The sequence below is a fragment of the Pseudomonas sp. 13B_2.1_Bac1 genome, assembly GCF_025466155.1.
Classification (GTDB): Bacteria; Pseudomonadota; Gammaproteobacteria; order Pseudomonadales; family Pseudomonadaceae; genus Aquipseudomonas; species Aquipseudomonas aylmerensis.
The window spans coordinates 1-12,377 of record NZ_JANLOH010000051.1 but is presented as its reverse complement, the minus strand read 5'-3'; the positions used below and the strand labels follow the sequence as shown (position 1 = coordinate 12,377).

Here is a 12,377-nt window from a genome sequence, read left to right as displayed (position 1 = left end):
AAATTACTCTTCACTGGCCGTAACCTCGGTGCTTGAAGGGGGGCCGCCATATTCGGGCTTGAGCCTGCCGTCGTCGGCCAACAGCCAGGCATCCATCACTTGGCGCACCACGGGCGCAGCAACGCCGGAGCCGGACTCGCCGTTCTCGACCATCACCGCCACCACGATTTTCGGGTCGTCCGCCGGGGCAAAGCCGACAAACAAGGCGTGGTCACGGTGGCGTTCCTGAACCTTGGAGCGGTCATATTTCTCGCCCTGCTTGATCGCGACCACCTGGGCGGTCCCGCTCTTGCCAGCAATCCGGTACTGCGCGCCGACCGCCGCCTTGCGCGCGGTGCCACGGGCGCCGTGCATCACTTGCTGCATGCCGTGGTTGACCTTGGTCCAGTCCGACGGGTCGCGCAGCACGATGTCCGGGATCGGGTTTTCATCCAGCGGCTTTTCGCCCTCGATGGTCCTGGCCAGGTGCGGCCGATTCCAGACGCCTTTGTTCGCCACCAGCGCCGTGGCCTGGGCCAGTTGCAGCGGCGTGGCCTGCATGTAGCCCTGGCCGATCCCGAGGATCAGGGTTTCGCCCGGGAACCAGGCCTGGCGACGGGTCGCGCGCTTCCACTCGCGCGATGGCATCAGGCCAGGGGATTCCTCGAACATGTCCAGGGAGACTTTCTGGCCCAGGCCGAACTTGCCCATGTAGGCAGACAAACGGTCAATGCCAAGCTTGTGGGCCAGGTCGTAAAAATAGGTGTCGTTGGAGCGCATGATTGCGGTGTCCAGGTCGACATAGCCGTCACCGGTGCGGTTCCAGTTACGGTATTTGTGATCGTAGTTGGGCAGCATGTAGTAGCCCGGGTCGAACACGCGGCTGGAGGCGGTGACCACGCCCGCATCCAGGCCGGCAATCGCCACCGCCGGCTTGATCGTCGAACCCGGCGGGTAGAGGCCGCGCAACACGCGGTTGAACAGCGGTCGGTCGATGGAATCACGCAACTCGGCGTAAGCCTTGAAGCTGATCCCGGTGACGAACAGGTTAGGGTCGAAGCTCGGCTGGCTGACCATCGCCAGCACTTCGCCGGTATTCGGGTCCAGCGCCACGACCGCGCCTCGACGCCCACCCAGGGCCATCTCCGCCGCTTCCTGCAGCTTGATGTCCAGGCTCAGCACAATGTCCTTGCCCGGCACCGGGTCGGTCCGCTTGAGCACCCGCAGCACGCGGCCGCGCGCGTTGGTCTCGACTTCTTCGTAACCCACCTGGCCGTGCAGTTCCGGCTCGTAGAAACGCTCGATGCCGGTCTTGCCGATATGGTGGGTGCCGCTGTAGTTGACCGGGTCGAGGCTTTTCAGCTCTTTCTCGTTGATCCGCCCCATGTAGCCGACCGAGTGCGCAAAGTGCGGCCCCTGCGGGTAATGGCGCACCAATTGTGCGACCACTTCCACGCCCGGCAGGCGGAACTGGTTCACCGCGATCCGCGCGATCTGCTCTTCGGTCAGCTCAAACAGGATCGGCACCGGCTCGAAAGGCCGGCGCCCCTGCTTCATGCGCTTCTCGAAAATCACCCGGTCTTCCGGAGTCAGCTGCAGCACCTCGACGATGACATCGAGGATCTGCTGCCAGTCGCCGGAACGCTCGCGGGTCATGCTCAGGCTGAAGCTGGGACGGTTATCCGCGACCACCACGCCATTGCGGTCGAAAATCAGGCCACGGGTCGGCGGAATCGGCTGCACGTGCACCCGGTTGTTTTCCGACAAGGTGGAGTGATAGTCGTACTGGATCACCTGCAGGAAATACAGGCGGGCAATCAGCACCCCCAACAGCACCACGACCATGATCGCGCCAAACACCACGCGCGCGCGTACCAGACGTGCGTCTTTCTCGTGGTCCTTGATGCGGATCGGCTGGGTCATCGGGAGGGGCGCAGATTATTTGTGGTAAGGGTGCCCGGACAGAACTGTCCAGGCGCGATACAGCTGTTCACCGATCAGGATCCTTACCAACGGGTGCGGCAGCGTCAGCGCCGACAGCGACCAGCGCTGATCCGCCCGCGCGCAGACTTCCGGCGCCAGCCCTTCCGGGCCGCCGACCATGAAGTTGACCGTGCGCGAGTCCAGGCGCCAGCGATCCAGCTCGACCGCCAGTTGCTCGGTGCTCCAGGGTTTGCCGTGCACTTCGAGGGTGACGATGCGCTCGTTGGGGCCGACCTTGGCCAGCATGGCCTCGCCTTCCTGACGGATAAAGCGTGCCACGTCGGCATTCTTGCCCCGGGTATTGAGCGGTATCTCTACCAGTTCCAGCGACAGCTCAGCGGGCAGACGCTTGGCATACTCGTGCCAGCCTTCTTCCACCCACTTGGGCATGCGTGAACCGACAGCAATCAGACGCAGGCGCACAGCCGTTCCTTATTCCTGGTCTTTGTTGAGCTTGTCGAAGTGCGCGTGGCCCACTTCCGGGCTGTGGTGCTTGCCGTCAGCCGCACGGCTCTGCTCGGCGCCTTTCCACAGACGCTCCAGGTCGTAGAACTGACGGGCGTTGGAAGTCATCATGTGAACGATCACGTCGTCCATGTCCAGCAGCACCCAGTCGCTGTCGCCCTTGCCTTCTTCACCCAGCGGCTTGACGCCCTGGGCCTTGACGGCTTCGCGGACCTTGTCGAGCATCGCGCCGATCTGACGGTTGGAGGTACCGGTGGCGATGATCATGAAGTCGGTGATGCTCTGCTTGTCGCGTACGTCCAGGACCTGGATGTCCTGGGCCTTCACGTCTTCCAGGGCCGCCACGGCGACTTTTACCAGCTCTTCGCCAGCCAGCTCAGGGCCGGTGTGCGCTTCGACCGGCAGCGGGGCGCTTTTGAACGTGCCTTTGCGCTTAACTTTGCTTACGTCTTTGTTCGTCATAAAAAACTCGTTTTGCTCGTATGTTCGGGCGCTTGCTGCACGGTTGTCCGTGCGTTCAAGCGCGCCTTTTCAGTTCGACGCACGGTAAAGCCCGTGCGCATCGATGTAGGCCAGGACCGCGTCAGGCACCAGGAAACGTACCGACTTCCCGCTGGCCAGCAGTTGACGGATCTGGGTGGCGGACACCGCAAGCGGGGTCTGCCAGACGAATGCAATATTCCCGTTCGGCCCGGTCAGGGCCAAGGGGTCACTTACCGACCGCGCGGCCAGCAGGTTGCGCAAGGCATCCGGCGGTTCGCTGTCGGCATCCGGGCGTTGCAAAACCAGGATGTGGCAATGCTGGAGGAGTTCCTCCCAGCGATGCCAAGAGGGCAGGCCGCAAAATGCGTCCCAGCCCAAAAGCAGAAACAACTGGTCATCCGCGGCCAACTCGGCGCGCATCAGCTCCAGGGTGTCGACAGTGTAGGACGGTTTATCGCGCTTGAGCTCGCGATCGTCCACCACCAGCGGCGCTATGCCTTCCACGGCAAGACGCACCATTTCCAGGCGCTGCTGCGGCGACACCTGTGGAGTATCGCGATGCGGCGGCCGGAAATTGGGGATCAGACGCAGTTCGTCCAACGCCAGGGCATCCGCAACTTCCAGGGCACTGCGCAAATGGCCGATGTGCACGGGGTCGAAGGTGCCACCGAGCAGCCCGATGCGTTTAGCCATCAAGTGCGCACATGACCGTCGCCGAACACCACGTACTTCTCGCTGGTCAGGCCTTCCAGGCCAACCGGGCCGCGTGCGTGGAGCTTGTCGGTGGAGATGCCGATCTCCGCCCCCAGGCCATACTCGAAGCCGTCGGCAAAACGCGTCGAGGCGTTGATCATCACCGAAGCGGAATCCACTTCGTTGAGGAAACGCCGGGCATCGCTGAAATGCTCGGAAACAATGGCGTCGGTGTGCTTGGAGCCGTAGGTGTTGATGTGTTCGATGGCCTCGTCGAGGTCGTCGACAATCTTGATCGACAGGATCGGCGCGGTGTATTCGGTGTACCAGTCCAGCTCGGTCGCCTCGATCACATCCGCGCCGAGCAGCGCACGGGTGCGCTCGCAAACCCGCAGCTCCACGCCCTTGTCACGGTAGATGGCAGCCAGCGGCGGCAGCACGCGCTCGGCAATGCCTGCGTGCACCAGCAGGGTTTCCATGGTGTTGCACGGGGCGTAGCGGTGAGTCTTGGCGTTGTCGGCGATGCGGATCGCCTTGTCGATATCGGCGGCCACGTCGATGAACACGTGGCACACGCCGTCCAGGTGCTTGATGACAGGCACCTTGGCATCGCGGCTGACGCGTTCGATCAGGCTCTTGCCACCACGCGGCACGATCACATCGACGAATTCCGGCATGGTGATCAAGGCGCCCACGGCGGCGCGGTCGGTGGTTTCCACCACTTGCACCACTTCCGCCGGCAACTCGGCCACCGCCAGGCCCTGCTGGATGCACGCGGCAATGGCACGGTTGGAATTGATCGCTTCGGAGCCGCCACGCAGGATGGTGGCATTGCCTGACTTGAGGCACAGGCTCGCGGCGTCGATGGTCACGTTCGGGCGCGACTCATAGATGATGCCGATCACGCCCAGCGGCACCCGCATCTTGCCAACCTGGATGCCGGACGGCAGGTAACGCATGTCGCGGATTTCACCGATGGGGTCAGGCAGCTTGGCCACCTGACGCAGGCCTTCGATCATGTCGTCGATACGTGCCGGGGTCAGCGCCAGGCGGTCCAGCAGCGCGGGCTCCAGGCCATTGGCGCGGCCGTTGGCCAGGTCCTGTTCGTTGGCGGCGGTCAGCTCGGAGCGCGAGGCGTCCAGAGCGTCGGCGGCCGCCAGCAGGGCACGGTTCTTCTGCGCGGTGCTCGCACGGGCGATCAACCGCGAGGCCTGACGGGCAGCGCGACCCAGGCGGGTCATGTAGTCAAGAACGGACTCAGTCATGGTCAGGGAGTCTTGGCAAAGAGGAAAGCGGCAGATTATAGCTGTGACGCCGCCCGACTGACAGCGGTGAGGGGCGGATGGTCGAAATGAACTGTAAAAACCTGGGGTTCAGCGGTAATTAAGGTGGGAGTTGTTATTATTCCGTCACATTTAGCCGTAATAACCCTGAACGCCATGTCCGGTTTGACCCCGCAACTCCCCGCCAGCGCCCTGCCCGACAGCTTCTTCGACCGCGATGCACAATTGCTCGCGCGCGAATTGCTCGGAAAAGTCATACGCCATCGCGTCGGCGATATCTGGCTTTCGGCGCGAATTATTGAAACCGAAGCCTATTACGTGGCCGAAAAAGGCAGCCACGCCTCACTCGGTTACACAGAAAAGCGTAAGGCTTTGTTTCTGGATGGCGGCCATATCTACATGTACTACGCCCGTGGCGGCGATTCGCTGAACTTCAGCGCCCACGGCCCGGGCAATGCGGTACTGATCAAATCGGCCTATCCGTGGGTCGATGAACGCTCCGGCCCCGCCAGCCTGGCGCAGATGCTGTTGAACAATCCGAACGCCGACGGCAGCCCTCGCGCCTCGCAGAAGCTGTGCGCCGGGCAGACGCTGCTGTGCAAAGCGCTGGGCCTGAAGGTGCCGGTTTGGGACGCCAAGCGCTTCGATCAGGACTTGCTCTATGTGGAAGACGTTGGCCAGTCACCCACACAGATCATCCAGACCACCCGCCTGGGCATCCCCAGTGGCCGTGACGAACACTTGATGTACCGCTTCGTGGACGCGGGCTATGCGCCGTATTGCACGCGCAACCCGCTGCGTCGGGGCCAGGTCGAAGGCCGCGATTATTTTTTGATGTGATCACACGGCCTGCAGGAGCCCGGCTTGCCGGGCGCGTGCAAGGTGTACGAACTTGGATGGAGTGGATTGTATGGGCCAATGGCTCGATAGCATTACTGGCTGGCTGACCCTCAACCCGCAATGGCTGGCGGTGGCGGTGTTTATCGTCGCGTGCGTGGAATGCCTGGCGATTGCCGGCCTGATCGTGCCTGGCACGGTGTTGCTGTTTGCCATCGCTGCCTTGGCCGGCAGTGGCGCGCTGTCGTTGAGCGAAACCCTGTTGCTGGGTTTTCTCGGAGGGCTGTTGGGCGATGCTGTGTCCTATTATCTGGGGCGTCATTTCCACCAGAACATTCGCCGCCTGCCCGGTCTGCGCCACCACCCGGAGTGGATGAGCGGCGCAGAGACCTACTTCCACAAGTACGGCATCGCCAGCCTGCTGGTCGGACGTTTCATCGGCCCGCTGCGCCCGATGTTGCCGATGGTGGCCGGCATGTGCGACATGCCGTTTCCGCGCTTTGCCGCCGTCAGCGTTCTAGCGGCCGCCGGCTGGTCGGTGGCCTACCTGTTGCCAGGCTGGGCGACCGGCGCCGCGTTTCGCCTGCCATTGCCGCCAGGGTTCTGGCCGGAAGCGGGGATTGTCGCGGCCTGCCTGGCGATACTGCTGGGGCTGAGCTTGAACAGCAGCCTGCGCGGGCATCGTCGCGCGACGCTGTGGATCGGCTGCGCCAGCCTGACGCTGTTGATCGCACTGTTTATCGGCTATCCGCACCTCAACGACTTTGACCAGGGCCTCAGTGCGCTGGTCCAGGAACATCGCAGCGCCTGGCTGGACGAGGTGATGGTGCGGCTTACGCAGTTGGGTGAGTTCAAGAAGATGTTCGTCGCCAGCGCCGTGTTCACCGGCCTGCTGCTCCTGGCACGGCAATGGCGGCATGCCGTGTTTGTCGGCGCCACGCTGGCCGGCGCTGCGGTGATCAATACCGGGACCAAGCTGTTTTTCGCGCGCGGTCGCCCGGAAATCCTGACCGACCCACTCACCAGCTTCAGCATGCCCAGCGGGCACGCGTCCGGCGCGTTCGCGTTTTTCCTGGCATTGGCGGTATTGGCCGGTCGCGGCCAGCCCACGCGGTTGCGCCTGACCTGGATGCTGCTGGGCTGCATCCCCGCCGCTTTTATCGCATTGTCCCGGGTGTACCTGGGCGCTCATTGGCCCACCGATATCCTGGCGGGCACGCTGCTGGCGATGACCGTGTGTGCGTTCAGCCTGACCGTCAGCCAGTACCGCAGCCCATTGCCGCCGATGCCGCGCCAAGCCTGGTGGCTGTTACTGCCGGCGATAGTGGCGGTGCTGAGTTTTATCGCCTTTACCGGCACACCGCATGCGCTGCTCAGGTATGCCTACTGACTCCGGGCCGGCCCCAACCAGTCGACGGGAGCAACGCGACGCTCAATACAGCGTTCGCGTCGCTCCAACAGCATCTCATCGGCAATCTCTGCGGCGCGCTCGGCGATGTATTCCGCACCGCGCTTGGCGTCCGACTGCAGCAATTGCCCGGCAATGCTGACAAAAAAAGCGTCCCAGACCGCCTGCTCCGATTGCGCTAGCCGAATCATGTCCATCCCCCGATCATCGTTATGTGATCGGCGACTATTTCAGGCAACGCACAGCGGGCCGCGAAGAAACGTCCGAAAGCACCGCCGGACTTTTCCGAAACTCAGGTGAACAGCTCACCTTGCAGCTCATCGAGCAACATCTGGATCGCGTCCAGCCGTTGCTGCGGGTCGTCGAGTTGCAGCAGGTCGATCTTGTCGGCCTCGGTGAACGGCAGCAGATACGCCAGTTGGTTGCCCAGGGCTTGCTGGCCGTCGGCGTGGGCGCCCATGTCCAGCGAGGCGACCATCGGGTGTTCGGCCAGGGCCTGCAGCAAGGCCAGTAGGTCGGCGTCCTCTTCTTCCAGCGCCTGGTCCGGTTGTTCTTCCAGCCACTGCACCTCGGCCACCAGCAACTGGTCTTTCTGCACGCCGGCGTCACGCACGCGGAAGCGACGGCCACCTTCGACGCGAATCCCAAGCAGGCCGTTGTCCTGTTGCTTGAAGTCGCGAATCAGCGCTTCGCAGCCGATCAGCGCGTAGCCGTCCGGCGCGATGCCCACTTCCTTGCCGTCGAGGATGCACACCACGCCGAAGCTTTCGCCCTTTTTCAGGCAGCGGCTGATCATGTCCAGATAGCGCGCCTCGAACAATTGCAGGTCGAGGGTGCAGCCAGGGAACAGCACGGTATTGAGCGGGAACAGCGCCAGACTCATAAAGGTTTCCTTAAACCCGGTTTAAACAATCACCGACACAGCCAGCGGCAGGAACACCGCCGTGGCCACGCCCATCAGACTCATGGCCAGCGCTGCAAAGGCGCCGCACTCTTCGCTTTCCTGCAGGGCCACCGAGGTGCCGACGGCGTGGGCGGTCATGCCCAGCGCCATGCCGCGCGCCTCGGGGCTGCGCACCCCCAGGCGCGACAGGTAAGCAGGCCCGATCATCGCGCCGATTACCCCGGTGATCAGTACAAACACCGCCGCCAATGCGGCCACGCCGCCGATCTGCTCGGCCACCAGCATGGCGATCGGCGAGGTCACCGACTTGGGCGCCATCGTCATCAGCATCCTATGCTCGGCGCCAAACCACCACCCCAGCAGCACACACAGGCCAGTGGCCAACACGCCACCTATCACCAGCGTAGTAAAAATCGGCCAGAACAATTGGCGAATCCGCCGCAGGTTCAAGTACAGCGGCACCGCCAGGGCCACGGTCGCGGGGCCGAGCAGGATGCTCATGATCTCGGTGCTCTTGCGGTACTCGGCGTAGCTCAGCCCGCAGGTGAGCAACACGCCAATCACCAGCAGCATGGAAACCAGCACCGGCTGCAGGAAAATCCAGCGGGTTTTCTCAAAGCCCGCGAGTACCAATTGATACGCGCCGAGGGTGATACCGATGCCAAACAGAGGGTGGTGAATCACGGCTGTCCACGCGCCTTGCCAGTCGAAGATCATTGATCCTTCTCCTTGCGCTTGACCATGTGCTCCATCAACAGGCCAACAAAGCCCATGGCGATCACCAGCGACACCACCAGCGCGCCGACGATTGCCCAGAAGTCGGCGGCAATGTCCCGCGCATACACCATCACCCCCACCGCCGGCGGCACCAGCAGCAACGGCAAATAGCGCAACAGGCTGCTGGCCGCCAGGCTCAGGGGCTCGCCGACTTCGCCGCGCCACACCAGGTAGCCGAGCATCAACAGCAGGCCAATGATCGGGCCCGGCAGCACCGGTAACAGCAAATGATTGATCGCCGTGCCGATCAATTGAAACAGCACCAGCCATGTCAGACCGCGTAACAGCATCCGTTCTCTCCCCCCTCAAGACCCGCCCGCATTATAAGCATGCCCGCCCTATGCATCGGCATTCGCCAAAAGCATGGTGGGTTGACCGGGCTGATTGGCCATGATGATCTACATTGGTTCTCTGTAACCCATAAAAACAGCACCGATGAACCAAGGAGAGACGCAATGCCCTATGTACCCGTAGCGCAGCTCAAAGATTATGTCGGCAAGGAACTGGGACGTTCCGAATGGCTCACCATCGACCAGGCTCGTATCAACCTGTTCGCCGAGGCCACCGGCGATCACCAGTTCATCCATGTCGACCCGGTCAAGGCCGCGCAGACGCCGTTTGGCACCACCATCGCGCATGGTTTCCTGTCGTTGTCGCTGATGCCCAAGCTGATGGAAGACCTGCTGATCGTGCCCGAAGGCTTGAAGATGGCCGTCAACTATGGCCTGGACAGTGTGCGGTTTATCCAGCCGGTGAAGGTCAATTCCAAGGTGCGCCTGAACGTGACCCTCAATGACGTCACCGAGAAAAAGCCCGGCCAATGGCTGCTCAAGGCCACCGCGACCCTGGAAATCGAAGGCCAGGAAAAACCCGCTTACGTAGCCGAGTCGTTGTCGCTCTACTTCGTGTAACCACCCGCCCCCGTGTAGGAGCTGGCTTGCCAGCGAAAAACGCACAGCCGCCGCATTCCCCCTGAATGCCCGCCGGCAAGCCGGCTCCTACGGATCTGTGGAAAGGCAAAATCCTTACCACAACAGATGTAAATTTATGTATGAAACCCGCAGCTGCGGCATACTCGGCGCTCAATTATCCGGATCCCGCTATGCGCCCACTCGCTCCCCTTGCCCTTGCCCTGTTGCTCACCGCTTGCGGAGACGGCGAATCGCTGTTGCCGCCAGATGCGCGCCTGCCCGATGGCGGCCGTTACCGGGGCGATGTGGTCGATGGCTTGCTGCAGGGCAAGGGTCGCGTGGACTACCCGAACGGCAGTTGGTACGCCGGGCAGTTCGACAAAGGCCAGTGGCACGGCCAGGGCGAGTGGCATGGCAGCAACGGCGAAGTCTATAAAGGCCAGTTCCAGCAAGGCCTGTTCGACGGCCAGGGCAGCCTGACCACGGCCGGCAGCCAGTATGTCGGCGGCTTCAAGAACGGTCGGCGTAACGGCGAAGGCACCCTCAAAGAGGGGCAGATGACCTATCGCGGCGAATTTAAGGACGACCAGTATTCCGGCCTCGGCCGCCTGGAACTGGCCGATGGCAGCCAATACCAGGGCCAGTTCGCCCACGGCAAGCCGAACGGCGAAGGCCAGCGCAACGATGACAGCGGCAACCAGTTCAACGGCCACTTCGTGGATGGCCAACTGGAAGGCAACGGCACGTTCAACAGCGCTGACGGCGACATCTATGTCGGCCAGTTCAAGCAGAACCAGCTCAACGGCAAGGGCCGCTACGAAAACGCCGACGGCGATGTCTGGATCGGCCAGTTCAAGGAAGGTGCCCTCAGCGGCAAGGGCGAGTTGATCGGCGTGGACGGCAGCCATTATGTCGGCCAGTTCGTCGACTGGCGCTTTACCGGCGAAGGCCGCTTGAACCTCACCGACGGCAGCTTCTATATCGGCGGCTTCGACAGCGACAGCTATCAAGGCAAAGGCACCCTGGTGCTGACCGATGGCACGGTGCAGGCCGGTACCTGGGTCAACGGCATGCGCGTGCGGGATGCCGACGGCAAGCTGCTGCCCGATCCGCTGGAGACCGGGATCCTGGCCCAGGGCCACCTGCTCGACGCCGCCCTCGCCGCGGTGCCCGCCTCTACCTCGGCGGTGGAGCTGTACACCCTGGTACTGGCCGGCGACGGCAAACAAAGCGTGTTCCTGCGCGAAGCCGATTACGTCAGCAATATGCTCGCCACGCGCTTCGGTGCCCGCGGGCAGATTCGCCTGGTCAACCACCGCGACCATATCGCCGACCGTCCGATGGCCACGCGCGAAAGCCTGCGGCGCGCGGTCCAGACCCTCGCCGAGCGCAGCGGGCCGGAAGACCTGGTGTTCATCTACCTGACCAGCCACGGCACCCACGAACACGAACTGGTGCTCGACCAGCCGCGCATGGAGCTGGCCGACCTGCCCGCCGATGAACTGGCGGCGGTGCTCACGCCGCTGAAGAATCGCGACAAGATCATCGTGATTTCCGCCTGCTACTCCGGCGGGTTTATCCCGGCGCTGAAAGATGAACACACGCTGATCATGACCGCCTCGCGCGCCGACCGCGTGTCCTTCGGCTGCTCCGAGGAAGCCGACTTCACCTACTTTGGCGACGCCCTCTTCGCCCAAGCCTTCAACCAGACCGATGACCTGCAGCAGGCGTTCAAGCTCGCGCAGCTGCATGTGACCGAACGCGAGCAGGCGGACAACTTCGAAGCCTCCGAGCCGCAGATCTGGGCCCCCAAGGGCGTCATCGCCCACTGGCAATTATTACGCAAGCAGCAGGCACGAAAGGCGCTCGAAAGCGTCTCAATGAATAGCAAGGAAGCCAAAGGCAACTAAGCTGTAATGTGTAACAAGGGGGAAACACCATGTACTTGACACCGCAGCATATCTTGCTCGCCGGCGCCTCCGGGCTCACCGGCGAACACCTGCTCGACCGCCTGCTCAACGAGCCCACCGTGACCCGCGTGCTGGCACCGAGCCGCAAGCCGCTGGCCGAGCACCCACACCTGGAAAACCCGGTCGGCGACCCGGCGGTCTTCCTGCCGCAACTGAGCGGCCGGGTGGATATCGCGTTCTGCTGCCTGGGCACCACCATCAAGCAGGCCGGCTCTGAAGAGGCCTTCCGCGCCGTGGACCTGGACATGGTCGTGGCCTTCGCCAAACGTGCGCGGGAAATGGGCGCACGGCACTTGATCGTGATCAGCGCGATCGGCGCCGACCCGAAATCCTCGATTTTCTATAACCGCGTCAAAGGCGAAATGGAACAGGCGCTGAAGGCGCAGGACTGGCCGCAACTGACCATCGTGCGGCCGTCGCTGCTGCTGGGCGAACGCCTGGAGCCGCGCCTGGCTGAGCAATTGGCCGGACCATTGTCGCGGTTGATTCCGGGCAAATACCACGGCATTGAAGTCTGCGAACTGGCCCGAGCCATGTGGCGCCTGGCACTGGAAGAGCAGGATGGGGTGCGGGTGGTGGAGTCGGATGAGCTGCGCAAGCTCGGCAAGTAACCTGACCTAAATCCCTGGCGCAGTTTCAAATGTGGGAGCGGGCTTGCTCGCGAAGGCGGTGGATCAGCCACCC

14 protein-coding genes are annotated in these 12,377 nt (G+C 62.9%); 5 read left to right on the top strand and 9 right to left on the bottom strand.

The window, feature by feature from the left end:
* Positions 1 to 3 precede the first annotated feature (3 nt).
* The 5 genes from mrdA to NTD80_RS12105 form a co-directional block, all read right to left on the bottom strand.
* Positions 4 to 1,902 (bottom strand): penicillin-binding protein 2, encoded by a 1,899-nt coding sequence (gene mrdA / locus NTD80_RS12125; protein WP_065910070.1) that lies wholly within the window; start codon positions 1,900 to 1,902, stop codon positions 4 to 6.
* A 15-nt stretch (positions 1,903 to 1,917) separates the two neighbouring features.
* Positions 1,918 to 2,385 (bottom strand): 23S rRNA (pseudouridine(1915)-N(3))-methyltransferase RlmH, encoded by a 468-nt coding sequence (gene rlmH, locus NTD80_RS12120; RefSeq protein ID WP_003176297.1) that lies wholly within the window; start codon positions 2,383 to 2,385, stop codon positions 1,918 to 1,920.
* A 9-nt stretch (positions 2,386 to 2,394) separates the two neighbouring features.
* Entirely contained in the window at positions 2,395 to 2,889 is a 495-nt protein-coding gene (gene rsfS / locus NTD80_RS12115; protein ID WP_003215432.1) for a ribosome silencing factor, read from the bottom strand.
* Between the two features lie 69 nt (positions 2,890 to 2,958).
* Positions 2,959 to 3,603, bottom strand: a complete 645-nt coding sequence (gene nadD / locus NTD80_RS12110; RefSeq protein WP_120450098.1) for a nicotinate-nucleotide adenylyltransferase — start codon at positions 3,601 to 3,603, stop codon at positions 2,959 to 2,961.
* Positions 3,603 to 4,868: a glutamate-5-semialdehyde dehydrogenase gene (locus tag NTD80_RS12105; protein ID WP_262133754.1), complete on the bottom strand. Its 1,266-nt coding sequence runs from the start codon at positions 4,866 to 4,868 to the stop codon at positions 3,603 to 3,605. Before NTD80_RS12105 ends, nadD begins: the two co-directional genes overlap by 1 nt.
* Positions 4,869 to 5,042: 174 nt before the next feature.
* Between NTD80_RS12105 and NTD80_RS12100 the strand changes: the two genes are divergently transcribed.
* Together NTD80_RS12100 and NTD80_RS12095 are read left to right on the top strand one after the other, a co-directional pair.
* Positions 5,043 to 5,726 (top strand): DNA-3-methyladenine glycosylase, encoded by a 684-nt coding sequence (locus NTD80_RS12100; RefSeq protein WP_120450102.1) that lies wholly within the window; start codon positions 5,043 to 5,045, stop codon positions 5,724 to 5,726.
* A 70-nt stretch (positions 5,727 to 5,796) separates the two neighbouring features.
* Entirely contained in the window at positions 5,797 to 7,113 is a 1,317-nt protein-coding gene (locus NTD80_RS12095) for a bifunctional DedA family/phosphatase PAP2 family protein (RefSeq protein WP_262133753.1), read from the top strand.
* On the opposite strand, the gene NTD80_RS12090 is transcribed toward NTD80_RS12095, so the two are convergent.
* The 4 genes from NTD80_RS12090 to NTD80_RS12075 form a co-directional block, all read right to left on the bottom strand.
* Positions 7,107 to 7,322 (bottom strand): hypothetical protein, encoded by a 216-nt coding sequence (locus NTD80_RS12090; RefSeq protein WP_065910332.1) that lies wholly within the window; start codon positions 7,320 to 7,322, stop codon positions 7,107 to 7,109. The genes NTD80_RS12095 and NTD80_RS12090 overlap by 7 nt on opposite strands.
* 101 nt (positions 7,323 to 7,423) lie before the next feature.
* The gene (locus NTD80_RS12085; RefSeq protein ID WP_065910057.1) at positions 7,424 to 8,014 is read right to left on the bottom strand and encodes an LON peptidase substrate-binding domain-containing protein; all 591 of its coding nucleotides are present in this window, start codon (positions 8,012 to 8,014) and stop codon (positions 7,424 to 7,426) included.
* A gap of 21 nt (positions 8,015 to 8,035) precedes the next feature.
* A complete protein-coding gene (locus NTD80_RS12080; protein WP_065910055.1) occupies positions 8,036 to 8,752 on the bottom strand; it encodes an LrgB family protein in 717 nt (238 codons plus the stop codon).
* Positions 8,749 to 9,102, bottom strand: a complete 354-nt coding sequence (locus tag NTD80_RS12075; RefSeq protein ID WP_065910053.1) for a CidA/LrgA family protein — start codon at positions 9,100 to 9,102, stop codon at positions 8,749 to 8,751. Before NTD80_RS12075 ends, NTD80_RS12080 begins: the two co-directional genes overlap by 4 nt.
* Before the next feature lie 165 nt (positions 9,103 to 9,267).
* Here NTD80_RS12075 and NTD80_RS12070 point away from each other — a divergent pair, with 165 nt between their 5' ends.
* From NTD80_RS12070 to NTD80_RS12060, 3 genes are all read left to right on the top strand, one after another.
* Positions 9,268 to 9,723 carry a MaoC family dehydratase gene (locus NTD80_RS12070; protein WP_065910051.1) on the top strand — a complete coding sequence of 152 codons (456 nt, stop codon included), beginning with the start codon at positions 9,268 to 9,270 and terminating at the stop codon, positions 9,721 to 9,723.
* A gap of 191 nt (positions 9,724 to 9,914) precedes the next feature.
* Positions 9,915 to 11,633 carry a C13 family peptidase gene (locus NTD80_RS12065; protein WP_065910049.1) on the top strand — a complete coding sequence of 573 codons (1,719 nt, stop codon included), beginning with the start codon at positions 9,915 to 9,917 and terminating at the stop codon, positions 11,631 to 11,633.
* Positions 11,634 to 11,662: 29 nt separating this feature from the next.
* Positions 11,663 to 12,304, top strand: coding sequence for an oxidoreductase (locus NTD80_RS12060; protein ID WP_065910047.1), 642 nt, complete (start codon positions 11,663 to 11,665; stop codon positions 12,302 to 12,304).
* Positions 12,305 to 12,377: the final 73 nt, after the last annotated feature.

Bases quoted from the DNA above. Each gene is read 5' to 3' on its own strand.
- mrdA (WP_065910070.1), bottom strand. From the start codon at position 1,902: ATGACCCAGCCGATCCGCATCAAGGACCACGAGAAAGACGCACGTCTG.
- NTD80_RS12105 (WP_262133754.1), bottom strand. From the start codon at position 4,868: ATGACTGAGTCCGTTCTTGACTACATGACCCGCCTGGGTCGCGCTGCC.
- NTD80_RS12090 (WP_065910332.1), bottom strand. From the start codon at position 7,322: ATGATTCGGCTAGCGCAATCGGAGCAGGCGGTCTGGGACGCTTTTTTT.
- nadD (WP_120450098.1), bottom strand. From the start codon at position 3,603: ATGGCTAAACGCATCGGGCTGCTCGGTGGCACCTTCGACCCCGTGCAC.
- NTD80_RS12070 (WP_065910051.1), top strand. From the start codon at position 9,268: ATGCCCTATGTACCCGTAGCGCAGCTCAAAGATTATGTCGGCAAGGAA.
- NTD80_RS12080 (WP_065910055.1), bottom strand. From the start codon at position 8,752: ATGATCTTCGACTGGCAAGGCGCGTGGACAGCCGTGATTCACCACCCT.
- NTD80_RS12100 (WP_120450102.1), top strand. From the start codon at position 5,043: ATGTCCGGTTTGACCCCGCAACTCCCCGCCAGCGCCCTGCCCGACAGC.
- NTD80_RS12085 (WP_065910057.1), bottom strand. From the start codon at position 8,014: ATGAGTCTGGCGCTGTTCCCGCTCAATACCGTGCTGTTCCCTGGCTGC.
- NTD80_RS12060 (WP_065910047.1), top strand. From the start codon at position 11,663: ATGTACTTGACACCGCAGCATATCTTGCTCGCCGGCGCCTCCGGGCTC.
- rsfS (WP_003215432.1), bottom strand. From the start codon at position 2,889: ATGACGAACAAAGACGTAAGCAAAGTTAAGCGCAAAGGCACGTTCAAA.
- NTD80_RS12095 (WP_262133753.1), top strand. From the start codon at position 5,797: ATGGGCCAATGGCTCGATAGCATTACTGGCTGGCTGACCCTCAACCCG.
- NTD80_RS12075 (WP_065910053.1), bottom strand. From the start codon at position 9,102: ATGCTGTTACGCGGTCTGACATGGCTGGTGCTGTTTCAATTGATCGGC.
- NTD80_RS12065 (WP_065910049.1), top strand. From the start codon at position 9,915: ATGCGCCCACTCGCTCCCCTTGCCCTTGCCCTGTTGCTCACCGCTTGC.